Below are 22,019 nucleotides of genomic sequence, written 5' to 3' on the forward strand. Positions count from 1 at the left end.
TGCTCCCAGTGCAGGCTCAGGAATCCAGACATCGGTTTGCCTTCGACGGGGAACCGCCTGGCACGCCGGTCATGGGTGCGTCAGTGGCGACAGCCACCCAGGTCTCGTCCTGCTCGTCCGGCAGTGCTGACAGTTCTCGCCACGCACTGTCCAGGAGCTTCCGGGCATCCCAGCCCAACAATGCTGACATTTCGAGTTGGAGTTCACGATCTGTCATCGCCTTAACCGGGCGAGTGAACGCATCGCATTGCTCGCGTTGCGCAGCACGGCAACTGTCGCAGCGTGCCACCCCACGGCGAGTGAGCGCCGCCTCTACTTGAATCTCGATCTCTCTTCCGACCGCGCTGCCTGCCTCCTTTCCGGGGCGGGAGAACAAAGTCGCGTACTCCGCGAACCACTGGTGCTCGTTCGGCGGCGCTGGTTGGTTCAGATAAATTGTCTGGTAGGTGCCCTGAGGGTCATCCGGGACGTACAACCTCGCCGTCTCCGTGTCGAGCCTTGCGACCAGTTGCCGTCGATAGCGCGATCCGAGCGCCTGCAGCAACTCGTTGTGCACGAGATTCTGGCGATGCAGGTCGGCATTCAACATCTGGTCCATCGACTTCGGCAGTATCGAAGGCTCGTCTGGCTCCTTTCGGCGTAGTCGCACCACGGCCAGCGTCTTCGTGCCGAGCCGGGTTGTTCGCTTCTCGACGACTCCCTCCGCGACGAGCCCGCGCACAGCCCGTCTGGTCGCCTCGGCGCGGGACTTGTTGACCTTCACCGGTTCTCCGTTGTCGTCCCACGCCGGGTCCTGACCAGCCAAGCTGCGCAAGAGCACCCAAGCGTCCTCGCGCCGCTCTGCGGCCTCGGTCAACGTGGCCACCACGTGGCGCTGCACCTTGCCCCAGCCTCGACTCATAGACCTCACCCTACCGCTTAAGTGTTGTTCGTACATACCTCCGACCTCCGGATACAACGCTTAATCGGTGCAAGGCACGCTCACGGCCATGACTCCTTCCTTGACGATGCTGCTGCTGGTGGCGTTGGTGGCGATGTTCCTGCTGGCACTCGTCGCACTCCTGAAGTTCCCGACCGTCAACCCGAGCCGCGACTCCAAGCAGACCGGCCGGAGCTTTTCGATCTGGTGGACAGTCGTCGTCGGCATCGCCACGATCGCGAGCGCCACTGTTGCTATTGCGACCTTCATCAGGAGGTAGCTCCATCGCGTGCGCGTTCCACCAGCGGATCCGCTCCCGTTCCACGGCCGTTTCAAGATCGATTGCCTTGGGTTCACTGTGGCGTTCGCCGACGTAGCAAGCTGGTCAGGTCACTGGCCTCGCGGGGTAGGCGCCAAGGTACGTCACCGGCTTTGTAGTAGCGGGCAGAGTGCAGGTACCAGGCGCGGGTGGCCTCGTCCTGCACCCGGCGCTTTTCGGCGCCTGTTGGCTTGAAGGTCGGTCGGGTCCCAGGTCGTGCGGCGGAGGATCTGGATGGGCCGGCCCAATCGCATGGCGGTGGCTTTGAGCAGGGCGCGGAAGTCGTCGACGTGCGCCGGCGGCGGGGCCTTGCGCCAGGGGGTGTCCGGGTCGGGCTGGGCCTGAGCGCTTTCGAGCAGATCGTCAGGACGGGCGATGATGACGACGCCGCAGCCGGGGCTGCTCGTCGAGGGCCTCGAGCCCATCGAGGGGGGCGCAGCTTGCGCCAACCGGAACCCCGCAGCTATGCGGACGTTCGAGCGCGGGCGGGCACGTTCGTGGCCTTCGGACCCGTAGTCAGCGTCCTGCTTTCGTGGCCGTACTCTCGCGGCCGGACTCCGGCGGGGCGGAGTCGTAGCGGCGATAGGTCTGGGACATGGTCTCCGCTGGGTCGAGGCGGCGCAGAATCGCATCGGTGATGGCGGTCAGCTGGCTGACCTGTTCGGGGCTCAGAGCGTCGATGGCGTGCTGCCGGACGTTGCGTACATGCCCTGGCGCGCTCGCCCGGACCTTCTTCCGGCCGCTGGCCGTGAGCCGGATGTTTGTGGCCCGGGCGTCCTCCGGGCAGGGGAACCGTTCCGTCAATCCGAGGTCCTCGAGCCGCTGTGCTACGTGGGAGAGCCGAGGCAACGTCGAGTTGGTGGCTGCGGCAAGGGACGTCATCCGCAGTGTTTGCTGCGGTGACTCCGAGAGGATCGCGAGCGCGTAGTACTGGAAGTGGGTCAGGCCGGCGTCGCGTCGTAACTGGGAGTCGAGTACCCCGGGCAGGAGCTCCAGTACTGCGGCGAGTCGCACCCATGCTCTCAGCTCCTGCTGGTTCAGCCAATTCGTGTCCACAGTCGCACCCTCCGGAAACGGTTGCATCTACAACTATCGTAGCGTACGGTCTTAGTTGTAACTACAACCATATGGTCTCGGGAGCTCATCATGGCGCACGTCAGCATCATCGGCACCGGCAACATGGGTCGGGCTATCGCGGGCATCGTCGCGGCCGGCGGCAGCACGGTCGAGACAATCGGGCACGTCGACACCGACAAGTCGGTCACCGGCGACATCGTTGTGCTCGCCATCCCCTACCTGGCTGTGACCGAGGTTCTGGCCAAGCGCGGCGACCAACTCGCCGGCAAGATCGTCGTCGACATCACCAACCCGCTGAACTTCGAGACGTTCGACTCCCTGGCCGTCGCGGCCGACGGCTCGGCCGCCGCTGAGATCGCCGCTGCGTTGCCGCAGTCCCGCGTGCTCAAGGCGTTCAACACCACGTTCGCCGCCACCCTCGCCACCGGCACCATCGGCCCGCTGCTGAGCACCGTGCTCATTGCCGGCGACGATGCGGACGCCAAGGCACGGCTCGCCGAAATTGTCACGGCCGGAGGCCTGCGTGCAACCGACGCCGGCACTCTGGATCGGGCCCGCGAACTGGAAGCGGTCGGCTTCCTCCAGCTCACGCTCGCCGTCAGGGAGAAGGTCTCCTGGACTGGCGGGTTCGCCATCGTCGCCTAAACCGACACCACTCCAACCGGCTCTGGGTCCGACTGCACTGAGGAGTCCCAATGGCACTCCTTGGAATCAGTACCACGGCGGGCCGCCGACGGCTGCGTGACTCCGGTGTCCTCGTGATCGGCTCGGGTTACATGACCCACGGCTTGCCGTACATCGGCCAGGCAAGCTGGACAAGGTGCCCGGCTGGTCCTCGGACTTCGACTCCTGGTCATCGAACGCGTTGAACCGTGGCGCCGTCGACCAACTCGCCGATTTCGGCGACCGCGCGCCTGGAATGCCTTACGCGCATCCCACCGTGGAGCACTTCACACCGCTGTTCGTCACCCTCCGCGCCACCACCGACCCGACGGAGCCACCGACCACCACCGTCGGCGGGTACGCCCTCGGGCTGTCCAAACGCTCTCTTCAAGCGGCGTGACCCGGCTCGATCGGCCAGACACACGCTGGAATGCCAAAGCCACGTCCACAGTCCGCCCCCCCCGCGGCGGCCGATTCGCCAGGAGCTGATCATGCAGGGAACGATCACCACGACGAGGCGCGAGCAGGTCGCGATCCACACCTACACGTCGCCCGAATCCGGGCTCGCCGTCAACACTCACGTCATCGAGCTGGCCAGCCAACTGCTGATCCTCGACACCCAGTACGGCTTGCCGTTCGCCGTCGAGGCAGCCGAGTTCGCTGCCTCGCTGGGAAAGCCGATCACCCGCGTCTACGTCTCGCACGCCCATCCAGACCACTTCTTCGGCGCAGGCGTCTTCAACACACCGGTTCATGCTCTGCCCTCCACCCGCGAGACCATCGCTGCAGCCGGAGACGTGATGCTGGCTGGCAACAAGGCTGCCGTCGGGGACTTCGTCCCCGACAAGGTCACAGTCCCGACGATCGATGTCGAGCCCGGCGTCGAGGTAATCGACGGCGTTCGTTTCGAGTTCGCGGCCGTCACCCAGACCGAAGCTGAAGCCATGCTCATCATCGAGCTTGCAGACGAAGGAGTCGTGCTGGCCCAGGACCTGGTCTACGACAATCTGCACCTCTACCTTGCGGAGAAGCACCTCGCGGGATGGCGCACGAGCGTCGAGGAGCTTCGGAGCAAGGGATTCTCCACCGTACTGCCCGGCCACGGAGCGCCTGGTGGACCGGAGCTCTACGACTACGTGCTGGCCTACCTTGATGTCGCCGAACCGGCCCTGGCCAACGCGACAAACGGCGCCGAACTCAAAAGCACCCTACTCACCGCTTTCCCCCGAGCCGGGGGCGCTGGCCTCCTCGACATCCAAAACGGCTACCTGTTCCCAACTGCCTGACCTGCCAAGCAGACAACCACAACAGAGAAAGGCACTGACATGACTGATGTCGACCGCAACCTGGACAGCATGGACGAGCTCGACTTCAACGGCTGGAATGCCGGCGACTGGGAGGGCGTCTTCGCCCATAAGCACACGAAGGACGTCGTCGTCGACATGAAGGGAATGCCTGTCACCCACGGAATCGAGGATCACATCGGGGCGATGAAAGCCTTCGTAGACTCCGTGGGCGGCTCCGTACCGCAGATCACAGCGCACCCTATCCGGTTCGGCTCCGGCGAGTGGACCTGCGTCGTCGGTGAGTTCGAGGACGGCAGTCGAATGGTGACGGTCGCGCGCTGGAAGGACGGCGCTATCGCCGAGGAACTCATCTGGACCTGATCGCGGAAGATCAATGTTAGGTGAGCGACTGCGCCGGGGCGCGTCCATGGCGGACGCATCAGAATGTGAGGCCGAGGATGGTGAATGGCCGATACATGTAGCGGTTGGCCCATCGGGTGGCTTCGGTGATGTCGTGGCGGCCAGCCAGGCGCAGTGCCCCGATGGCCAGGTTGCGTAGGGACGCGAGGATCCTGGGGCCGGATCGGGTGTGCGCGTGGCTGTTGTCTTCGCGGTAGCAGGTGTCACGAAGCCAGTGCAGGGACTCCACACCCCAATGGTCTTGGACGTAGGTAGCCAGATCTGCAGGGCCGGCCAGGGTGTCGGTCAGATTGGTGACGCCGAGCGCGGCAGCCGCTGATGGTGATTGCCCAGTGGTGTCGGTGACATAGCGTTCGATCAGGTACACCTGCTTGACATGGGGAAACGGCAGATCCTCGGGGGCGGGCAGGACGCGGATGGTGCGGCGGGTGATGCGCCCGTGGCCGCGCTCGGTGTGCTTGTGGGCGATCGGGGTGCTCGCCCAGGGCAGGGCGTCGCAGGCGGCGTACAACGCGGCGCGGTTCTCCTTGACCGGTAGCAGGAAGAACCCGTCGCGGCGGTGGATGTAGTCGGCGGTGGCCTTGACCGTGTGCAGCGCGTCCGCGGTGGACACGGTGTTGGTCAGGTCGATCTGGTCAAGCACGTCGACGGCTTTGGGCACTTCGTTGGTCTTGGCGCCGACCTCGGTCTGGGCCGCGACCACCGTGGTCTTTCCGGGCTGGCCGATCAGGACGGCCAGCAGGTGCATCTGGTTACCCTCGGCGTCGGTGGCGCCCCGGCTGGTCTTGCCGTCGAGGCGGATCTGCATCATCAGCGGCGCCTTGCCGGTAGCGGGGACGTGTTCGGCGGCTTTGAGCATCGCGGACAGGCCCCGGGTTAGCCAGGTGCCGACCGCCGCGTCGAACGCCTGCGGGTCAGCGCCGGTGACTACACGCCACAGCGTGGCCTTCGACGGTGCCGCCGCTGGCGCCGCGCCGCTGCGTCGATACAAGTTGTGGCGGATCTCGGCCGGCACCTCGGCTACCCATCCGGTGATCGCGGTGTAGCCGCCCATGCCGGCCACCGTCGCTGCCGCGGCCAACGCCAACACCGCGGCCACCGGATGGTCCCGGCCCTGATCGGACCGGCCGTCGCTGACCTGGGCGAACGACTGCAGCAGGCCGGTACACACCTGCGCGACCGGCACCACCACCGGCACGACCGGCACCGACATCCGCCGGGCGGACATGACAGACTGAACCACAGCGAAGCTCCGGGTGACGTAGGTCTGTGAAGGGACCCTTGTCATATCGGGGCTTCACCCATGTCCACATGCGACACGCGGACCGCTATCCGCGCAGGACGAACGTCACGGTGAACCCAAGACAATCGATCTTGAAACGGCCGTGGCTCCCGTTCGGACGCGCTCGACTGCGCCGCTCGCTCGACCTCGAACAACTCGGACCGGCGGTCGTTCGCGCGACGAAGTTGACCGCGAACCCAAGCTGAGACCAGGATAGGAACTGGTTGCCTCGCGTGGGTTCGCGCTCAACGCGTTACGGGATTTGGCGAACTCGCACGCTTCAACTGACGGCCGCACCCCGTTCGAGGTCTACTGGCACGCACGGTTCCTCGGCAACGCGCGTCTCGCGCCCTGCTCCAAAATTCTCAAGCAGCAACCCGCCCGTCGCTGGCTCGACGAGCACGCCGATCCTGACGCAACCACCTTGTACGTCGGGATCGATGCCGGGGAAACCCGGCGGATACCCGGCATTCGCAAGGGCTGGGCGCCCTGGCATGTGGAGTTCCCGCTGACCAACGAGCCGGGTTTGACCAAGGCCGCGATGCTGGCTGAGGCGCGGTCCCTCGGCCTGACCCCGCCGGCCGCATACGACGAAGGATTCGCCCACGCGAATTGCGCGGGCTGCTGTGTGCGCGGAGGACAGGCGCACTGGCTGCGCCTGCTGGAACGTCATCCTGATCGGTTCGCTGACTACGAGCGACGTGAGGACGAGTTCCGTGCCGAGTTCGGCGATGTCGCGATCCTCAAGGAGCAGCGCGACGGTGTCGTGCGTCCCCTCACGCTTGCCGAACTACGGCGTCGCAATGAACGAAGGGAATCGAGTAGTCGTCCATGAACGGCACCGAAAAACTGTGGATTGCCCGCGCCCTCGCCCGCATGAAATTCGCATCGAAGATGCCGAGCAGGACGGGCATCAGCGGCCGAGTGTCCACCATAGCGCTTCGTCGGCCCCGTTAAAGAAGCTGCCGCCGTGAACCGGATCTCCGCCGAGGTAGACGCGCCCGGTGATCAGATGATGCTCTGCGTCGGCGCGCGCCGCGCTCGGCCTGCCTTGGTCCCACGGCGCGCGGGTGCTCAGGGTGAGCTCAGATTGTCCTCGTGTCCAGGTCAGTGCGGCGAGCTGGCCACCGATGTACTCGCTTCGGTCGTTGAGCGATGTCAGCTGATCGGCGTGCCGGGCGATGTCGTCCTCACTGCGCAGCGCCGGCTCGGGATCGGCGATGCCCAGTGCCTGGACGACGGCCAGCGGGTCTGCCTCGATGAGTTCCACGATGTCCAGTGCGATACAGCCTGGCCACGGATAGGGCTTGCGGGCGCCGGTTAGCCAGATCTCCGGTGCTTCAGAGCTTGACCCGTTGCGCCAAAGCTGGGCGAAGAAGCTGCTGGTGCCCTCGTCCCAGCCCCAGATGCTCTGGTCTTCCCAGCCGAGCAGGTCAATGGCGTCGTGCAACTGGTAGCCAGGCCGAGCATTGTGATTGCGGGAGTTCGCGGAAGTGCTCATACCGGGCAGTCTGCCCCTTTCGTTCCCGCGCTCGCTCGACGAAAGTGTCCGGCAGAACCTCCGTCCAGCGCCTCGGCGCGGCACCGATCGGCGCGGGCTGCGAGTCCCGCCGCCCTTCCCGCCTACCGCAGGTCGACAGCTCGGCTTTGGCGGATCCGCCGGCGCTGCTGGTGACGGGTGCTGCTGACGCCACAAGCCCAGCACAACGCCCGGGGGCGAGCGGCGCAGCGTTCCACGCACGTCCGTTCCGGTGAGACACGCCCCTGCGGGGTCGCGCTCCGCGCGATCACACCCGAACGAACGCCCACTCCTCGCCGCGCCGTCCTGCGGACCCCCGAACGCCGTGCTCAGGCCGAGGCCGTCAGCAACACCTGCACACCAGAAGGAGCCACCGGCCCATGGCGACAAAGGAAACCGTCATCACCGTCGACGACATCAGCGGCAACCCCGCGGTCGCGACCAAGAAGTTCGCGCTGGACGGCGTCCACTACGAGATCGACCTCGACGCCGACAACCTCGCTTACCTCGAAGAACTGCTGCTGAAGTACGCCAGCGCCGGACGCCGGGTCGGCGGGCGCAAGACCTCGCCCAAGTCCGTGTCCGAAGTACCCGCGTCGGCGCAGTCCCAGCCGGACGACCTCAAGGGCCAGGTCCGTGCCTGGGCCGGCGCGAACGGCTACACCGTCGCTTCGGTGGGTCGCCTGAGCAACAAGGTCATCCAGGCCTACCTCAAGGCGACCAACCCGCGGACGAAGGGCTCCCGCAAGCGCTCCTGACGCCGAACTGGATCCGGCGGGCGTGCTCGGCGCGCCCGCCGGACCGACCGGCGCTCTTCGTCGATCGCAGCACCGCCGCGTGAGAGCGCGATCAACCTCCCCGCCGTCGCCCGAGCCCCCAAGGAGCCCAGTCATGTCCACCTACGACTTCGCCGACCCAACCCGCCCGAGCAACACCGGCAAGCCTTCGGTCATCATCAGCCACACCGCTGCGAGCGCAACCCCGACTGTCCAGATCCAGCTGGCCGGATTCAGCAGCGGCCAGGAAAAGAACCTCGAGCGCATCGCAGTAAAGCTCTGCGCGGCCGCGGCCAGCGGCAACGCGAAGACGTGCAACGACCTGCTCGCCCGTCTCGGCAAGGCCGGCCTTCCCGACGCCGAAGTCGACCGCGCGCGCGGAATTCTCGCCGCCATCCACACCACCTGAGCGCGGTGCCGTGCTCCCCTCCTCGCACGAGGAGGGGAGCACGCAAGTCCGTTCTCAGGCGATGAACTTGCGGCACTCAAGGCAAGGTCCACTGTGGACACCTACTTCTCGTCGCGAAGCCGCGAAAACAGCGCTGACTCAAACCGGCCTGCGCCGAGCAGACCACCCGCGTCACCGCGAAGGAGAGCCACACGTGAAGCACAACCTCGACAGCCTCGCGACACTGCACGAGCTCGTCCGCGCGAACCGGCCCCCGGGCCATCGCGACGGCCCAGTGGTGCGGGACCCCCGACACGTGTTCTATCGGCCGATCTTCACCACCTTGACCGCTCTAGCCGCTTCTCAGCCGCCGGACTCGTACGAGGTCTTCCTCGGACGACACCTGCTGGGAAACGTCGTGCGCTTCGCCTGGGGCGACTGGGGCTCCTACTGTGCTGCCGACGGACGCGGCCTGCCAGTGCAGGACACCCGGGCTGGGGCCGCCGGCCAGCTACTGCACCTGGCCCGTACTACAGAACACCGGTGTGAGCGCACCAGCACCAGGATCTCCTGCCCGGCAGTGAGCGACAGCATCCACCGCTGCTACATCGCTCCGCTCGACCGCCAGCACTACTGCGAATGCGTGTGCGGTACCTACCTGTAACGCAAAGGACCCGGCCAGCGGGCTGCTGATCACCGTGCTCGCGCAGCCCGGTCCCGCTCGGCGGCCGCCCGCACCGTGCGCCCGTCCCCTCCGGTGGTCAAGCCGAAACGCGTGGCTTGACCACCTCTCGGCGCCGGACGCGACCGGCGACAGCGCCGCCGAGCGAGACCGGCGCCGCACAGCCCCTTTTCCTATACAGGAAGGTCTTCGCATGTCCGCATGGATTGTCTCCAGCGGGCACATCGATGTGCTCGTCAACGCGCTGGCGCAGTACGGCGTCGTCGCCCCCGACCTCGGCGCCCGAGGCTTCCGCGCCCTGGGGCAGAAGCTCTGGCAGGAAAACCACACGTCCGTCGACTACCGCTACGGCAAGGAAACCCGGTCGCCCGACTACCTCCTGCGCACCACCGAGGCCAGCCTCGACCCGATCGTGGTGCTCAAGGCCGTGTCCTGCTTCGACTACCAGACCTGCGAACACCCAGGCTGGCACGACAGCGAAGTCCACGAGCTGACGACCGCGCTGCACACCGCGATCCTCGAACGCCACCCTGACCTCGCCGTGCTGGTCACCGGGCCCTTCGGCGAAACCTATCGCTATCGGACCCTTCCTGACTGGGAGCGCGCCCCCTGGGGCATCGAGGTGCTTGACGAGGCCATCCCCGTGCACGCCTGACTCTCGCGGCTCGCCGGCGGCAGACCCGCCGGCGAGCCGCACTGGACATGACCCCGCAACTCGAGTCCGGAAGGACACGACGATGAACACCCACGACCCACTCCACGACCCCGAACGGCTCGTGCTGAGCATCCGCGAGCAGGTCACGGCCTGGACCCGAGACGACGTTCCTGCCACCATCGCGCTGGAGAACATCGGCAATCTGCTCGCCCCGCACAGCAGCACCCCTGACTCCCAACCTTCCCTGCCTGTCGAGATTTCGGCGGAAGAACCGCCGATCATCGCATGGATGCAGGCCTGGAACGACGGACGGCGCGCGTTCAATGACGATCGCTGGCCGAACCCGAAACCCGCCGCCGAATACACGCGCAATCCCCACGATCTGCACCTGGACTTCGCGCTGCACTACTGGTGGGCACGCGGGAACCACGGCAACGCCAGCCCGGTAGACAACTACGGCCACATTCCACACTCACTGTTCAATGAGGATCTCGGCCGGTCGACCCCGCCGCCCGAGCCATTGGACAATCCGTGACCTCAGCCCCGGGACCGCGGGGCCCAGCTTCCCGCGGTCCCGGGGGCAACACCTGTCCGGTCTGGTGTGTGGCCGCACCCCAGCTGATGCCGCCCGGACCGGGACGCTCATCGAGACGTCCCGGACGGAGCAGCCCCACGCGTCGAGGGCTCACCCATGCTGACCGGCGGCCGCGGCTGCGCCCAAGATCCCACCAGCCCGGCCGACCGGGGGAGACCAGCCTCGCTGCGCTCGGTCGCGCTGCGCGCGATCCCACCCCGGTCGGACGAGCGCGCGATCCTGGCCGGTCCGCCACCGCCGGTCTTGCCGGCTCCGCCCCCAACACCGGGGGACCGCATCGCCAGGCCAGCTGGCGAGGACCGCAACCGGGAGCCGGCACATGGACAAAGCCGAGTACGTGGCACAACAACTTCACCACATGGCGCCTGATCGACGTCTCAAAGACGTTGTCAGCGCCGTCAGGCTGATCGACCATCACCGCACGGCCAACCCGTCCCCCGAACACATCCAGGCGCAGCTGACCAAGATCCTCTCCAGCCGTGCGCCGTTCACGCAGTTGCCGTTCATCGCAGCAGCCGTGAAGAACCTGGCCAACCGCGCATGAAGCCAATGGCCATCGCAGACGAACTCGCGCCGCGGCACCGGCGCATCTGCGAGTCGAACCTGATCAAGCTGGTGGCCTTTGTCGTCACCGACATCAACCTGCGTCTCGGTGACGCGGAGATCATCACTCGCCTGATGCAGCAGTGCGAAGCCGTCGTGGCCGGGCTGCAGCAGCACGAGATCGCCGAGGTCGTTCGCGACATCCGCGCCGTACACCGCAAGCCCTGACGCCGCAGCCCGCCCCGGTCCACCACCGGGGCGGGCGTCACACCGTAGACCGGCGCCGCGATCGCCCGAGCGTTCCAGCGCCGCAGCCGACGCGAGTGAGACCAGCCTCGCTGCGCTCGGTCGCACGTGCCGCGCGATCTCACATCGGTCGGCCGAGCACGGAACACTCGGCCTCACCGACGGCACCCGGTCTCCCAGTGACGCGCTCGCCCGCGGGCGAGCGGCCCCATTCCACCGTCTACAGGAGACACGTGTGAAGCACATCGCACCGCTGATCAGCGGATCCCCACCGGTCGGATCTGAAACACTGCTGAACATCCTGGACTGGAACTGGATCAACTGGCTCAACGTGCTGATCCCGTTCGCCATCTACGCGGCGATCTTCATCGGCGCCGACGCGCTGATACAGCGCCTCTACCACCGTGACCGGCTTTGCGTGATCCAGGAACACGGCCTGCGCGGCGGGTTCACCGAGCACGCCACCAACGCATTCCAGGTCAAGCTCACCGAACTGCAGTGGCTGTTGTTCCAGCTGTACGAACACATGGAAGCACGTGGTGTTGCGGCGGGAAACGACGGCTCGATCAGCCTGACCTTTCCCACCCGCTTCTGGACGGCTGACACAGCCGCCCGCGTCGGGGTTGAAATCACCAGCAGCTCTTTCGGTGACGAACGAGTATCTGCGTTCCCCTCCATCGACGGCGCACTCGTGGAAGTCCACCGGTGGCACCAGATCGAAATGAAGACCGGCTAGCCGATTCCGGCCGCGGGCCCGGCACTCACCAGCGCCGGACCCGCGGCCTACCTCCAAACCGCGGGACCTCGGCGGCGCCAGTTGCTGACCGGAGCGCGGGCACGACCCAGACCATGTCGGCGTGCGTGAATGCGAAAAGCGCAGCAGCCCGTCCGGCGGCGTGTCCGCGCTCCGGTCACGTCCTTGGCGGCCTCCTCGACTGCTGAAAGCACCTCGCCACTCCGCTGGGCCACCCCGCAGATCCGGATAGCAGGCATGCATCGCGCTACTCACAACAGCCGCAAAACCCTGTTGCGCAAAGGAAGCCTGACCCTCAGGGATCGACACGGTCGCCGGTCTGCCCGTCGGCAACTCGCGCCAGACTTCCCGGACACGCGGCCACACACGATCCGAGCGGGACGGCACGGTCAAGGGCGCGCTTCGCGCGGCCTCCGGCTACACCCCTGACCGTGCCGTCCCGACCGGATAAGGCCCGGGCCCCGCGCCGCAAGGAGAAGACCTTCGGCGAGTACGAGAGGCCTGACCGTTGACCGAAGAAATCGTCCGCATCGCCGTGGTGTTCCACCCGCACCCCTCCGATGCCAAAAAATGGGAATCCACGGTGATTTGCGAACAGGGGCCATTGTCGGCGCTGGCCGCGCGCAGCGTTGAGAACGCCCGAGCAGCAGCCGCGGCCGAGGTGCGGGACATGAAGAGGTACGCGCAGGGCCGGCCGGTCAAGGTGTGGACGATCGAGAGGGCCGACATGCCGAAGCTCGACCGGGCCAGTCTGCGAGAGTTGTTCGCCACCCTGGAGAACACGAAGCCGGACGCCTAGATATCGCGGCTATGCCAGGCAGTTGACCGCGGGTGGCGTTGCCTTCGCCCGTGCAGTGGGCTGCCTGGCAAACCAGCCCGACTCGCAGCCGAAACGTCGCACGTCCGCCTGCCGACTGTGCCTTCCGCACCGCGCACCTTCACCTCTACGGCGTGCTTCGCCCGAGCAGATCAGCGCAAGCATGCCCGGCCGACGACCTCGCGCCACATCGCCGGCGGTTGACGGAGCATCCGGCCAGCCGGGTTCGCGGACGCCGGATGGCAGCAGACCGGGCGGGGCGCCGGCAAGGCAGACCGCTACGCGGTCGGCTCCGCCGAACCCTGCCCGTGCCCGCCCAGCCCGCTGTGCACGCGCGCGTCCACGCACCCTCGATCCGGAGGTTCCCGGTGAACAACCGCTTTCGTCCCCGCGCTCTCGCTCTCGCGGCCATCGCGTCCACAATGGCGCTGACCAGCTGCTCGGCCCTGGGCGCAAACCGCGGCGGTGGTCCCGAACTGACCAACGCCGACATCGTGTTCCTGAGTGAGACGCGCAATGCCGACATCGACTACACCTCGACGGGCAGTTCCACCGACCTGGTGACCGTCGGACGGCGAGTCTGTACCTCACTCAACAGCGGCACGGCCCTGCCCGCGATCGTGAAGAGCCTCTCCGACGACCGCTACCCGGACTGGGGAAGCGCGATCGCGGTGGCGGCCATCCGCAGCTACTGCCCGCAGCAGGCCGCCGCGCTCAAGCTGCCCGGGCGGAGCTGACCACCGCCGCACAGGACGTCCGTGCCCTGCCATCCGAGGGTGGCAGGGCACGGCTCCAGCACCCTGCTCGACCCCGGCCGCCCCCGGTCATCCGCCACCCCCCGCCGCCACACCTGGCGACGTTGCCGCTTCCCAACTCGGCTGGCGCAGCCCGACCTGGACGTTGATCTGCTCGAACTCGATCACACCGCGTCAGGGTGCGCGGCGATGAACCCGGCCCCAACCGCGCGAGCCGGAACCCCCGCCGCCCTGCGAGGCCCCGACACGGCCTGACTTCCTCCGCCGCAGATCGACGGCCCTTCGGCCGAACGCGCCGGCGAAGCAGTTTCCCGGCGGATGACGCCGGACTCAGGAGAGCGAAGGAACGCGAATGGCACACCCGCTGGTAGTGCACTGCAAACGTGCGCCGCACGACGTCTACATTGGCCGACCGTCGAAGTGGGGCAATCCCTTCGTGATCGGCCGCGACGGCAGCCGCGAGCAGGTGATCACCCGCTACGAGCGGTGGCTGCTCGCGCAGCCCGAGCTGGTCGCCGCACTCGCTGAGCTGTCCGGCAAGACCCTCGGATGCTGGTGCGCTCCGAATCGGTGTCATGGCGATGTGCTGGCAGCGCTGTCGGCGGGCCTGACACCCGCTGATCCGTGGGGACCTCCGCCGCGGTGTGACAACTGGACTCCTCCGCTTCTGTTCTGAACCCACCCGCGCGCCTGGTGCGGCAGGACGCCATTCGTCCTGCCGCACTGAGGCTCGAGTCACTCAGATCCGGGCGGCCACGGTCAACCACGGCAAGGACGGGCGGACCGGGCGGTCGTCCAGCCCGACCGCTTTGCTGTTCCTGCGGCCGCCCGGTCCCGGCGAGACCCCTTCCGCGGGTGCGGGGGCGTCGAACTCTGGACCACCGGCGCCAGCTGCGCCCGATGCGACACCTGCCCGATCCGGCCGGAGGAGACGGGGCCTCGCTTCGCTCGGTCGCTGCGCGATCCCGCTCCGGCCGGACGAGCGCGCCGCCCCGGCCGGTCTGGGCTCTGGTGGTCGCTCCGTATCGCGCCCCACCAACCGGCGGGGAAGGCCGGTCGCCTCGTCGACCGGACTGACCAGATGCCGCATCAGCGCGAGCACACACGGAAAGCGACAGACCATTGAGTGAGGAAACCACCGAGGAGTTCATCGCGCGCTCGGCCCGCCGACGAGCCAAGGCCGCCTCCGCCGCCGAGACCAAGCCGCCACCGCGGGACCTGACGGCCGCGGTGGAAGGCCGCAAGAAGGCCGTGAAGAAGCTGAAGGAGCAACAGGAAAACTGACGTCACGGGAACGGCTGAGGGGTCAACCCCCGGCCGTTCCCCTGCGAGCGGCCGCGGTCTGGAGCGCAAGCGCGAGCTCTGGTCGAGCAGACGCCACCCATCAGGACCGCGGGACGCATCGGCGACCGCGACGACGCAAGGGCCGCCCGAGCTCGCTCGCACGCCACCGAGCCATCGATGTCACCCCGCTGCGATGCGGGCACGAGATCACCTCGACATCGCGGTGGACCCTGCACGGCGGCGGCCCGCCGCTCCGGACGCGCGGACCCTGGCCACCGCCGACCACGCACGCAAGGGCCGCCCTGCCCGGCCAGGCGGGTGACGGTCCTCGCTGCGCTGCGGGCCACCCGCCCGGCCGATCGCACGCCCTTGCCCGCTGCGGTCAGCCGCCGGCCTGACCGGTCGCGCCCCGGAACAGCCATGCCGGGGCGCCGATCGCGAAGGGCACCGGCGGGCTCACCCCGGTCCCTGCGCCCGACCAGGATCCGAGGCACCACATGGGCTACGACTACTACTGGATCAACGAGCCGAGCGCCGAGCAACGCGCGAAGTACAACACAGCGCACCAACAATTCAGCCTGGCCGCGCAAGCACGCAATGCCCTCGACCCCTCCGAACGAGGAGGAGTCGACCGGGACCTCAAGCCCTGCGGCGGGAGCGACCGCTGGCGCGCCGCACAGGCGGCGGTTGAGGACGCCTACGACGCGATGTCGCAGGAACAGGTCTGGTCCTTCCGGCTCAACCTCTTCGGCGGGCGCCGCTACGCCTCGGCCATGGATCACCTGAACATGGTCGGAGATACGCGCGCTCCCAATTTCCCCGACCTCGCCGCGCATCCGGCTTTGCGTGCTCTGCCCGACGAGATCGACCAGGGGGCCATGACCGAACTGATCGTGCGCCACCCGAACCTGGCGGATGCACTGTCCGACGTCGCCATGCGCAGCCTGTCTTCGCTACTGAGCAAGGTGGACCACCTGACCCCCGGCGAGCAGAACGCGGCCCGATCTCGCGCCGAGCAGATCATGGCCGGACTCCGGTCCTACCGGACCGCCACCGTGCCCGCCGTCGCCGCCACCGCGGCAGCCGAGACCAGCGCCGGCTCGGAGAAGCAGGTCGAGCCCTCCGAGCAGCTGCGCGGCGAGCTGTTCACCGCCATCACCGGCGAGGTCCTGTCCCAGTACGAAACCGCGGAGTGGCGCTACCTGACCGAACACCCGGAGGCGATCGCCCAGGCCCAGGCCCATCACGCCGCGACGAACCGCGTTCTGCGGTTCAGCCCCAGCTCGGATCGCATGTGGTGGCACAAGATCGCCGGAACGAACGACGGATGGATCAACACCCCCGAGGAAATTGCCGGCGCCCTGCGCACCTACCGCGACACCGATCCGGAGATCGTGGCGAAGGTCCTCGCCGACAGCGAAATCGAGCGCGACTACTGGGACCGCTGGATCGCCTTCCTCAACCGCGCGGCCGCCGAAGGCGGCGGGTTCGCGACCTACTGACGCTGGTGCTGCTGTGCCGGCCGAGCTGGTCGGCACAGCAGCACCCTGCCGCGCCGAGCCGTGCCGCGTCGGCGCCCAGGACCCCTGGGCCGGTCAATGCCTGGACGTCACGAGACCAGCACCCCGGCCGGGGGCTTCGCGCCGATGAACCCGCCCCTGCGGGCAGGCGGACCGCCCTTGCTCCGCTGCGGACCGCCCGCCTGCCCGCAGGGGCGGAACCCCCGCCGTCCTGCGGACCCCCGTCCGGCGCGCTGAGGGCCCGGCCCTGTCCAGGCATTTCACCGAACAGGGGATTCCCGATGACCACCGATGATCTTGCCCCGGCGGGCGACCACGACCCCGAGCTGACCTTCCGGACGCTCGACTGGCACGGCTTCAGCACGTCGCTGATCTGCGAAGGCCCGCTCGGCGCAGTCGAACTGCAGTTCCGCCCCGGCCAGTTCCCGGCCTTGGCACTGGCCTTCCACTCCCGGAACCCGACCTATACAGCCGTGTCCGTCCTGGCCGACTGCCCGGTTCTCGGTGGTGACTGCTATCCGGACACGTTGTCCGACGGCATCCAGGACGTGTTCGAGCCACTGATCCTGGCCCAAGACGCCGACGGACTCGAAGCAGAGCTGACATCGCGCTACCGGATCGCCAGCTGGACCGTCCACGACGAGCAGTAGCCAACGCGCCCAGGGTGCGCAGCACGGTCCGGCCCGAACGGACAAGATCGCGCGCACCGGAATGAGCCGCCCGCCGGTCTGGTCACCGCGGACGGCTCGGTCCGGCCGGGATGCCCCGCCCCCGTGGCATCCCGGCCAGGCCCCTGTCGACGAGCACGCTCGTGAGTTCCTTAACCACGTCCGCAGCCCCAGACTGCACGGCCGCGACAAGCGGCGGTTACCCGCTACCCGTCACGATCATCCTTCGGAACGCCCCATCGGGACCGAGCCACACTGGTCTCCGGCTGCCGAACACGTCGAGCTCATCCCGGGTGACGGCCGGCCCGGCCCACGACCGCCGACCTCCACGGCGTGTGCAATGACGACGACCTGGATGACGCCCGGTTGCTGCCGGGGCTGGTCGACGCTTACCCCAGGGGAGTCTTGGGCGTCGTTCTGATCGACGACGTCACAGCCAGGTCCTGCCGAGGTTCGGCCGGACCTGGCTGCATTCGGCGCTTCGCTCATCACTTCAGGTCTCCCCGCGGCCCGCGGCCTCAAGCGCGCGCCATGCGGTCACGTTTCCCGACCGCCGACCGTCGCGGACGGGTGCCAGAGCAGCAGCCCGATCCGGCTCGCGCAATGCGCCTTCGGCGTCGCTCACGCGATGGCCGCACGCGGCCCCCATGCCCGAACCGGACCGGGCTGCTCAGCCGCCCTCTGTCCACATCGGAGCCAGCAGTCTTCGGGAGAGCAGATGGCCGCACCGAAAAAGCCGCCCGCGCGGCAGCAACCCACCACGAAGCGCGGGAGGTACCTGATCCGCATCGACTACAGCAGCACCTGCGCCCACGTCCTGGACCTCGACAACGGGCGCCGTGTCATCGAGTCCTACGGTCCCGGCGTCGTGCGCCACACCGTTGAAAAGGTCATCGCCTCCGGCGGCTGGGTGCTCACCCCGCCGACCAATCCGGAGTCCTGGGTCGCCTGGGTGGACGGGCGTGAACACCCGATCCACCAGCGCGGCTGACACAACGCGACAGGGAACGGAGTGTTCGGTCCCGATTCCAGGACCGAACACTCCGACCACGCCCCGCCCACTTCCGTTTCTCCCTGCCATTGGTCTGTCCTGACCCGGCTTCTGCAGCGGCGGATTTCCATCGGCACCCGTCGGGTTGGGGTCGCCGACGCTGACCGACGTCCCGCGGCTGCGCCCGATACCTCACGTGCCTCAGCCGACCGGGTGAGATCGACGATTCCTGCCCCGGCCGCGCTGGGTGCTCGATCCCACCCCGGTCGGCCGAGCACGAGGCCCCGCCCGGTCCGCGGCCGCCAGTCCTGCTGGCGATCACCCCAACCACGGGGTGCCGAGCAAGCCCATCTCGGTGACACGCCTGCAGATCCGGAGCAATGGCCATGAAGAAACCCGCTGACGTAGCACGAGAAGTCGCGCAGATCGCGGGAGGAAATCACCCGCACCGCTACATCACCCGCGCTGTCGAGCTCATCGACAAGTACCGGCGAATCAATTCTGACGTGGAGTCGATTCGGAAAGAACTCATCAAGCACTACGGACTCGCGTCGAAAATGGTGAACCGGGATTTCATCAAAGCCGCCGTCAACGGCCTGAAGGCCTGATCCAGCCCTGCCTCACGGCGCGGCGTCGCGCCCCCGGGAGCCTGGCGGACCCCGCCGGAGGTGCTCGAGGTTCCGGGCGTTGTGACTCCCCGCCGTGTTGAGGGCTCACCGACGCTGACCGACGCCCGCGGCTGCGCCCGAAACGCCGCACACCCAGCCGTCCGGGTGAGACGAGCCTCGCTGCGCTCGGTCGCACGTGCCGCGCGATCCCACCCGGACGGCCGAGCGCGACGCCCCGGCCGGTCCGCGCTCGCCGGCCCTGCTGGTTCCGCCCCCAAGCACCGGGGGCGTCCCCTCGCCGGAAAGCCCGGCGAGCCGAACCAGCGGGAGAACGCCACATGGGCATGAAGGAATTGGCCAAGAAGGCAGCCAAAAAAGCCGCGAAGAAGGTCGTGCAGAAGTCCGTCACGGAGCCTGCCAAGAAGGCCGCGACCAAGACCGCCACCAAGGTGTCCCGCGGTGTTGCGTCGGCGACCAAGCCGCAGGTTGTGAAGTCCACCATCGCGGGCGTAGGCCCGTGCGCCGGCTGCAACAAGCCGTTCGACGGCCGGTCCCACAACAAGCCCGCCTGCTCACGCGCCGCGGCCCGCCCGATGGCACGGATCCACGAACTCTAGGCCGACACACACCTTTTGCCTGCCGGACAACAAATCCGCACTGGAGGTGCGAGGTTTCACCGCGAGACCGCGGCCGTGAAGACACCGAGCCGAACTACATCGTCCAGAAAGACGGCCGAATGATCCCGCGTCAATTCACCCGGAAGGAGGCGCTCAGCACTGCCCAAAACATCGCTGCGGACGCACGCCGGGTGATCGTCCTGAAGGACCGCGGCGGCCCTGCCGGTGTTCTGGTCGTGACGGAGTGGCTGAACGGCAAGAAGGTCATGTAGGCGCACCGTCCCTTGGCCGGCCCGGCGATAACCGGGCCGGCCAAGGGGACAGCGTTGCCTCCGCGACCCGCCGATCCGGCGCTGCAACGTCGCCGCCCACTGCTTCCCATGACGTACACCGGCATGCCTCCCGCTTTTCGCCCATCCCGACCAGGTAAAGGAAGTCGGTCATGTTCGTTCCCAGCGCCGCGCAGCTCGCCAAGGACTGGGCGGCCCGGGCCGTCGACTTCGGCGGCTACGCCTACTACATGTTCTTCCAGCCGCGGATGCCTGGCTGTACACCCCTGCCTCGAAAGCCAGAACGAGTCGGCGTGCAGTGCTTGTGCCCTTCCTGCGCAAGCGAAGGGTGGTTCGCCCAGTCACCGGCCTGCAATTTCTGGCGTGCCCACTGCGAACTTTGCTCCGGCACCCGCGAGTGGGTGCACTACCCGGCGTCCGGCGGCTGGACTCGCCTGCCCTGCGATCTGTGCGAGCAGGCATGGCAGGACGACGTCCGCTTCTTCCGCGACGCGCTGCGCAGTCCCCGCCGCACCGCGGAGAAGCTGCGCGCAGAAGCCTCCCGACACGCTGCCTGACACGTCACTCCGCCTCGACCGGCGCCCGCCAAAACGCCGGACCACCCCACGAAATCCAGGAAGGACACCGAATCCACCATGACCACCAGCATGCCGAGCAGCCAGCCGAGTTCCGAGCAGGATCCGCCGCTGCTGCACCCCGAGCACCCGCTCGGCGCGGCGATCCTCACCTTCTACCGAGACCTCTGCTGCGCCGAAGGCACTCCGCTCGGCGAAGAGAACTCGGTGCTGGTGGAGTTCTTGACACGGGTCGGCATCGACACGACCCAGGACCCCGACACCGTCGAGCGCCAGCTGCGCCAGGCCCGCCACCACTACACCGTGGTGGGGCTGCGCGACTACTCCAGCGACGAGTTCTTCGTCGCCGCTGTCCTGCCCGGCAACGTGCCCGCCCTGGACAGCGAAGACGGCGGGAGCGACTTCCAGCGCCATGCGTTCCTGGTGATCGCGGCCGACCCGCAGGACGCGGAGCTTTTCGCGGAGCTGGACCGGGCCGACGATGACGACGAATTCGATGTGGCCTGATCCGTCGTTGCCGATGAGTTGGCCCACCCCCGGAGACCCGGGGTGGGCCGGCTGGTCACTACCGACCCGAAGGTCGCCTCGCTTCGCGGGCGAGGTCGCCAAAACAGCGTCCAGCGATGTGTCTACCCCACAGCCCCAGGCGTCGACTCTGGGAAGGAAAACACCTGACCAGCCTACCGCGCCCGCCCGGGCTGTCGGCTGCCCCATCGTCGCGGCGGCTCTCTGTGAGCTTCGATGCCGCATCCGGGGACGCCTGCGTCTGGGACGCCCACCGGAGCACATCGCGGCGGGACGAGCGGCGATGAACCCGCCCGGCGCCTGCGTGGTCACGTCGCAGCGCTCCGGCCCTCGGGGCGCCGGGCGGGTTCATCGCCGGCCTTCGGCTCCCACCCCGCCGTGCTCACCAGGGCCGCGTCCCAGACGCCACATTCCAAGGAGCGCCCCCGATGCCCCAGCCCACAGCACGACCCGACATCGACTTGATTCTCCGCTCGCTCGATGACGCCGTCGCCGACCTGGTCCGAACCGGCCGCCCGAAGACCATCACCGCCGAGCAGAGCTTCGCCGCGGATGCGATGCGGTGGCGCCCCGGCGCCGCGCAGGACCACGCATCCGTCGACGGCCTGCTGATTCCAGTCGACTCGCGCGAGCCGATGCGCCAGGTCACGCTGCCGCGCTCCGCCGACGGCTCCCTGCGTCCGGCGCTGGCGCCCTACCTCGGAAGCACCGTCGACGCTGCCACCTGCCTGCCGACGGTCGATTTCCTGACCAACAACGAAGGGCACAGCACCAATCACCCGCACCGGCACTACAACCGGCGCGCCAGCGGATACCGCATCGGGCTGTGGAGCAGCGTCGTCAACGGCGAGTACCCGTCCACCACGGACGACGTCCGGCTCGCCCACACCATGCTCGAACTCGACCCTCGCCACCTGCCGCTGTTCGGGCCGGTGGTTGTCGTCGGGGTCGACCCGCACACCGGAGGCTGGTTGTCCACCCCGGAACCAATCGTCGAAGAGCTGCTGGAAACCGAGGCCCTGACCCTGCGGATCCGGGCCCTGCTGCGCAGGGTCAACCCCGACTTCCACATCGGGTAGCCCTCTGCCCGCTCCGGCGGGGCGTGCTCGCACCGATCGCGCTCCGCCCGGGCGGATGTCCCGGATCGCGGCCACGCCGATGGTGGCCGACGCCACGGCGTCACACCGGACCTCGCCAGCCCAGCCCGACACGGGAGATCCGGCCGCGGGCCCCGAGGCTGGCCGC

The 22,019-nt window shown here is 68.0% G+C and carries 31 protein-coding genes; 27 read left to right on the forward strand and 4 right to left on the reverse strand.

What is annotated here, in order from left to right; genetic code table 11:
- Window positions 1–16: 16 nt before the first annotated feature.
- On the reverse strand, window positions 17–868 hold the full coding sequence (locus tag QQ657_RS09805; protein WP_284741774.1) for a hypothetical protein: 852 nt from the start codon (window positions 866–868) through the stop codon (window positions 17–19).
- 121 nt (window positions 869–989) lie between these two features.
- Here QQ657_RS09805 and QQ657_RS09810 point away from each other — a divergent pair, with 121 nt between their 5' ends.
- Window positions 990–1,199: a hypothetical protein gene (locus QQ657_RS09810; RefSeq protein ID WP_284741775.1), complete on the forward strand. Its 210-nt coding sequence runs from the start codon at window positions 990–992 to the stop codon at window positions 1,197–1,199.
- A gap of 555 nt (window positions 1,200–1,754) precedes the next feature.
- On the opposite strand, the gene QQ657_RS09815 is transcribed toward QQ657_RS09810, so the two are convergent.
- Complete coding sequence (locus QQ657_RS09815; RefSeq protein ID WP_284741776.1) at window positions 1,755–2,294, reverse strand: MarR family winged helix-turn-helix transcriptional regulator; 540 nt, start codon at window positions 2,292–2,294, stop codon at window positions 1,755–1,757.
- Window positions 2,295–2,384: 90 nt separating this feature from the next.
- On the opposite strand from QQ657_RS09815, the gene QQ657_RS09820 reads away from it, so the two are divergent.
- From QQ657_RS09820 to QQ657_RS09835, 4 genes are all read left to right on the forward strand, one after another.
- The gene (locus QQ657_RS09820) at window positions 2,385–2,960 is read left to right on the forward strand and encodes an NADPH-dependent F420 reductase (protein WP_284741777.1); all 576 of its coding nucleotides are present in this window, start codon (window positions 2,385–2,387) and stop codon (window positions 2,958–2,960) included.
- 175 nt (window positions 2,961–3,135) lie between these two features.
- Window positions 3,136–3,378: a class III extradiol ring-cleavage dioxygenase family protein gene (locus tag QQ657_RS09825; protein ID WP_284741778.1), complete on the forward strand. Its 243-nt coding sequence runs from the start codon at window positions 3,136–3,138 to the stop codon at window positions 3,376–3,378.
- A gap of 91 nt (window positions 3,379–3,469) precedes the next feature.
- Complete coding sequence (locus tag QQ657_RS09830; RefSeq protein ID WP_284741779.1) at window positions 3,470–4,264, forward strand: MBL fold metallo-hydrolase; 795 nt, start codon at window positions 3,470–3,472, stop codon at window positions 4,262–4,264.
- Window positions 4,265–4,303: 39 nt separating this feature from the next.
- Window positions 4,304–4,645 (forward strand): nuclear transport factor 2-like protein, encoded by a 342-nt coding sequence (locus QQ657_RS09835; RefSeq protein WP_284741780.1) that lies wholly within the window; start codon window positions 4,304–4,306, stop codon window positions 4,643–4,645.
- A 58-nt stretch (window positions 4,646–4,703) separates the two neighbouring features.
- Here QQ657_RS09835 and QQ657_RS09840 read toward each other — a convergent pair whose 3' ends face one another.
- Window positions 4,704–5,912, reverse strand: coding sequence for an ISAs1 family transposase (locus QQ657_RS09840; protein WP_284741781.1), 1,209 nt, complete (start codon window positions 5,910–5,912; stop codon window positions 4,704–4,706).
- Between the two features lie 316 nt (window positions 5,913–6,228).
- Here QQ657_RS09840 and QQ657_RS09845 point away from each other — a divergent pair, with 316 nt between their 5' ends.
- Window positions 6,229–6,801 (forward strand): hypothetical protein, encoded by a 573-nt coding sequence (locus QQ657_RS09845; protein WP_284741782.1) that lies wholly within the window; start codon window positions 6,229–6,231, stop codon window positions 6,799–6,801.
- A 78-nt stretch (window positions 6,802–6,879) separates the two neighbouring features.
- Here the strand turns inward: QQ657_RS09845 and QQ657_RS09850 are convergent, their stop codons facing one another.
- A complete protein-coding gene (locus tag QQ657_RS09850; protein ID WP_143086441.1) occupies window positions 6,880–7,467 on the reverse strand; it encodes a hypothetical protein in 588 nt (195 codons plus the stop codon).
- Between the two features lie 398 nt (window positions 7,468–7,865).
- Here QQ657_RS09850 and QQ657_RS09855 point away from each other — a divergent pair, with 398 nt between their 5' ends.
- The 21 genes from QQ657_RS09855 to QQ657_RS09955 all read left to right on the forward strand — a co-directional run bounded on the left by QQ657_RS09855 (window position 7,866) and on the right by QQ657_RS09955 (window position 21,853).
- Window positions 7,866–8,243, forward strand: a complete 378-nt coding sequence (locus QQ657_RS09855; protein ID WP_284741783.1) for a histone-like nucleoid-structuring protein Lsr2 — start codon at window positions 7,866–7,868, stop codon at window positions 8,241–8,243.
- Between the two features lie 133 nt (window positions 8,244–8,376).
- Window positions 8,377–8,670 (forward strand): hypothetical protein, encoded by a 294-nt coding sequence (locus QQ657_RS09860; RefSeq protein WP_284741784.1) that lies wholly within the window; start codon window positions 8,377–8,379, stop codon window positions 8,668–8,670.
- Window positions 8,671–8,863: 193 nt separating this feature from the next.
- Complete coding sequence (locus tag QQ657_RS09865; RefSeq protein ID WP_284741785.1) at window positions 8,864–9,313, forward strand: hypothetical protein; 450 nt, start codon at window positions 8,864–8,866, stop codon at window positions 9,311–9,313.
- A 211-nt stretch (window positions 9,314–9,524) separates the two neighbouring features.
- Entirely contained in the window at window positions 9,525–9,986 is a 462-nt protein-coding gene (locus QQ657_RS09870) for a hypothetical protein (RefSeq protein ID WP_091628482.1), read from the forward strand.
- 82 nt (window positions 9,987–10,068) lie between these two features.
- Window positions 10,069–10,521, forward strand: coding sequence for a hypothetical protein (locus tag QQ657_RS09875; RefSeq protein ID WP_091628484.1), 453 nt, complete (start codon window positions 10,069–10,071; stop codon window positions 10,519–10,521).
- Window positions 10,522–10,900: 379 nt separating this feature from the next.
- Window positions 10,901–11,125, forward strand: coding sequence for a hypothetical protein (locus QQ657_RS09880; protein WP_284741786.1), 225 nt, complete (start codon window positions 10,901–10,903; stop codon window positions 11,123–11,125).
- Between the two features lie 5 nt (window positions 11,126–11,130).
- On the forward strand, window positions 11,131–11,352 hold the full coding sequence (locus tag QQ657_RS09885) for a hypothetical protein (RefSeq protein WP_091628487.1): 222 nt from the start codon (window positions 11,131–11,133) through the stop codon (window positions 11,350–11,352).
- A gap of 253 nt (window positions 11,353–11,605) precedes the next feature.
- Window positions 11,606–12,106, forward strand: a complete 501-nt coding sequence (locus tag QQ657_RS09890; RefSeq protein WP_284741787.1) for a hypothetical protein — start codon at window positions 11,606–11,608, stop codon at window positions 12,104–12,106.
- Window positions 12,107–12,632: 526 nt separating this feature from the next.
- The gene (locus QQ657_RS09895; RefSeq protein ID WP_284741788.1) at window positions 12,633–12,923 is read left to right on the forward strand and encodes a hypothetical protein; all 291 of its coding nucleotides are present in this window, start codon (window positions 12,633–12,635) and stop codon (window positions 12,921–12,923) included.
- Between the two features lie 440 nt (window positions 12,924–13,363).
- Window positions 13,364–13,678, forward strand: coding sequence for a DUF732 domain-containing protein (locus QQ657_RS09900; protein ID WP_177231784.1), 315 nt, complete (start codon window positions 13,364–13,366; stop codon window positions 13,676–13,678).
- Between the two features lie 370 nt (window positions 13,679–14,048).
- The gene (locus tag QQ657_RS09905) at window positions 14,049–14,372 is read left to right on the forward strand and encodes a DUF4326 domain-containing protein (RefSeq protein ID WP_091628493.1); all 324 of its coding nucleotides are present in this window, start codon (window positions 14,049–14,051) and stop codon (window positions 14,370–14,372) included.
- 446 nt (window positions 14,373–14,818) lie between these two features.
- Window positions 14,819–14,980, forward strand: coding sequence for a hypothetical protein (locus tag QQ657_RS09910; protein ID WP_177231785.1), 162 nt, complete (start codon window positions 14,819–14,821; stop codon window positions 14,978–14,980).
- Between the two features lie 497 nt (window positions 14,981–15,477).
- A complete protein-coding gene (locus tag QQ657_RS09915; protein WP_284741789.1) occupies window positions 15,478–16,482 on the forward strand; it encodes a hypothetical protein in 1,005 nt (334 codons plus the stop codon).
- 299 nt (window positions 16,483–16,781) lie between these two features.
- The gene (locus QQ657_RS09920; protein WP_091628496.1) at window positions 16,782–17,150 is read left to right on the forward strand and encodes a hypothetical protein; all 369 of its coding nucleotides are present in this window, start codon (window positions 16,782–16,784) and stop codon (window positions 17,148–17,150) included.
- Between the two features lie 736 nt (window positions 17,151–17,886).
- Window positions 17,887–18,159 (forward strand): hypothetical protein, encoded by a 273-nt coding sequence (locus QQ657_RS09925; RefSeq protein WP_091628498.1) that lies wholly within the window; start codon window positions 17,887–17,889, stop codon window positions 18,157–18,159.
- Between the two features lie 386 nt (window positions 18,160–18,545).
- Entirely contained in the window at window positions 18,546–18,767 is a 222-nt protein-coding gene (locus tag QQ657_RS09930) for a hypothetical protein (RefSeq protein ID WP_091628499.1), read from the forward strand.
- 338 nt (window positions 18,768–19,105) lie between these two features.
- On the forward strand, window positions 19,106–19,384 hold the full coding sequence (locus QQ657_RS09935; RefSeq protein WP_091628501.1) for a hypothetical protein: 279 nt from the start codon (window positions 19,106–19,108) through the stop codon (window positions 19,382–19,384).
- Between the two features lie 119 nt (window positions 19,385–19,503).
- Window positions 19,504–19,656: a hypothetical protein gene (locus tag QQ657_RS09940; protein WP_177231786.1), complete on the forward strand. Its 153-nt coding sequence runs from the start codon at window positions 19,504–19,506 to the stop codon at window positions 19,654–19,656.
- A gap of 170 nt (window positions 19,657–19,826) precedes the next feature.
- Entirely contained in the window at window positions 19,827–20,231 is a 405-nt protein-coding gene (locus QQ657_RS09945; RefSeq protein ID WP_091628502.1) for a hypothetical protein, read from the forward strand.
- A gap of 78 nt (window positions 20,232–20,309) precedes the next feature.
- A complete protein-coding gene (locus QQ657_RS09950) occupies window positions 20,310–20,756 on the forward strand; it encodes a hypothetical protein (protein WP_284741790.1) in 447 nt (148 codons plus the stop codon).
- A gap of 446 nt (window positions 20,757–21,202) precedes the next feature.
- Window positions 21,203–21,853, forward strand: a complete 651-nt coding sequence (locus QQ657_RS09955) for a hypothetical protein (RefSeq protein WP_091628506.1) — start codon at window positions 21,203–21,205, stop codon at window positions 21,851–21,853.
- Window positions 21,854–22,019: the final 166 nt, after the last annotated feature.

This window comes from Amycolatopsis ponsaeliensis (genome assembly GCF_030182635.1).
Lineage (GTDB): Bacteria > Actinomycetota > Actinomycetes > Mycobacteriales > Pseudonocardiaceae > Amycolatopsis > Amycolatopsis ponsaeliensis.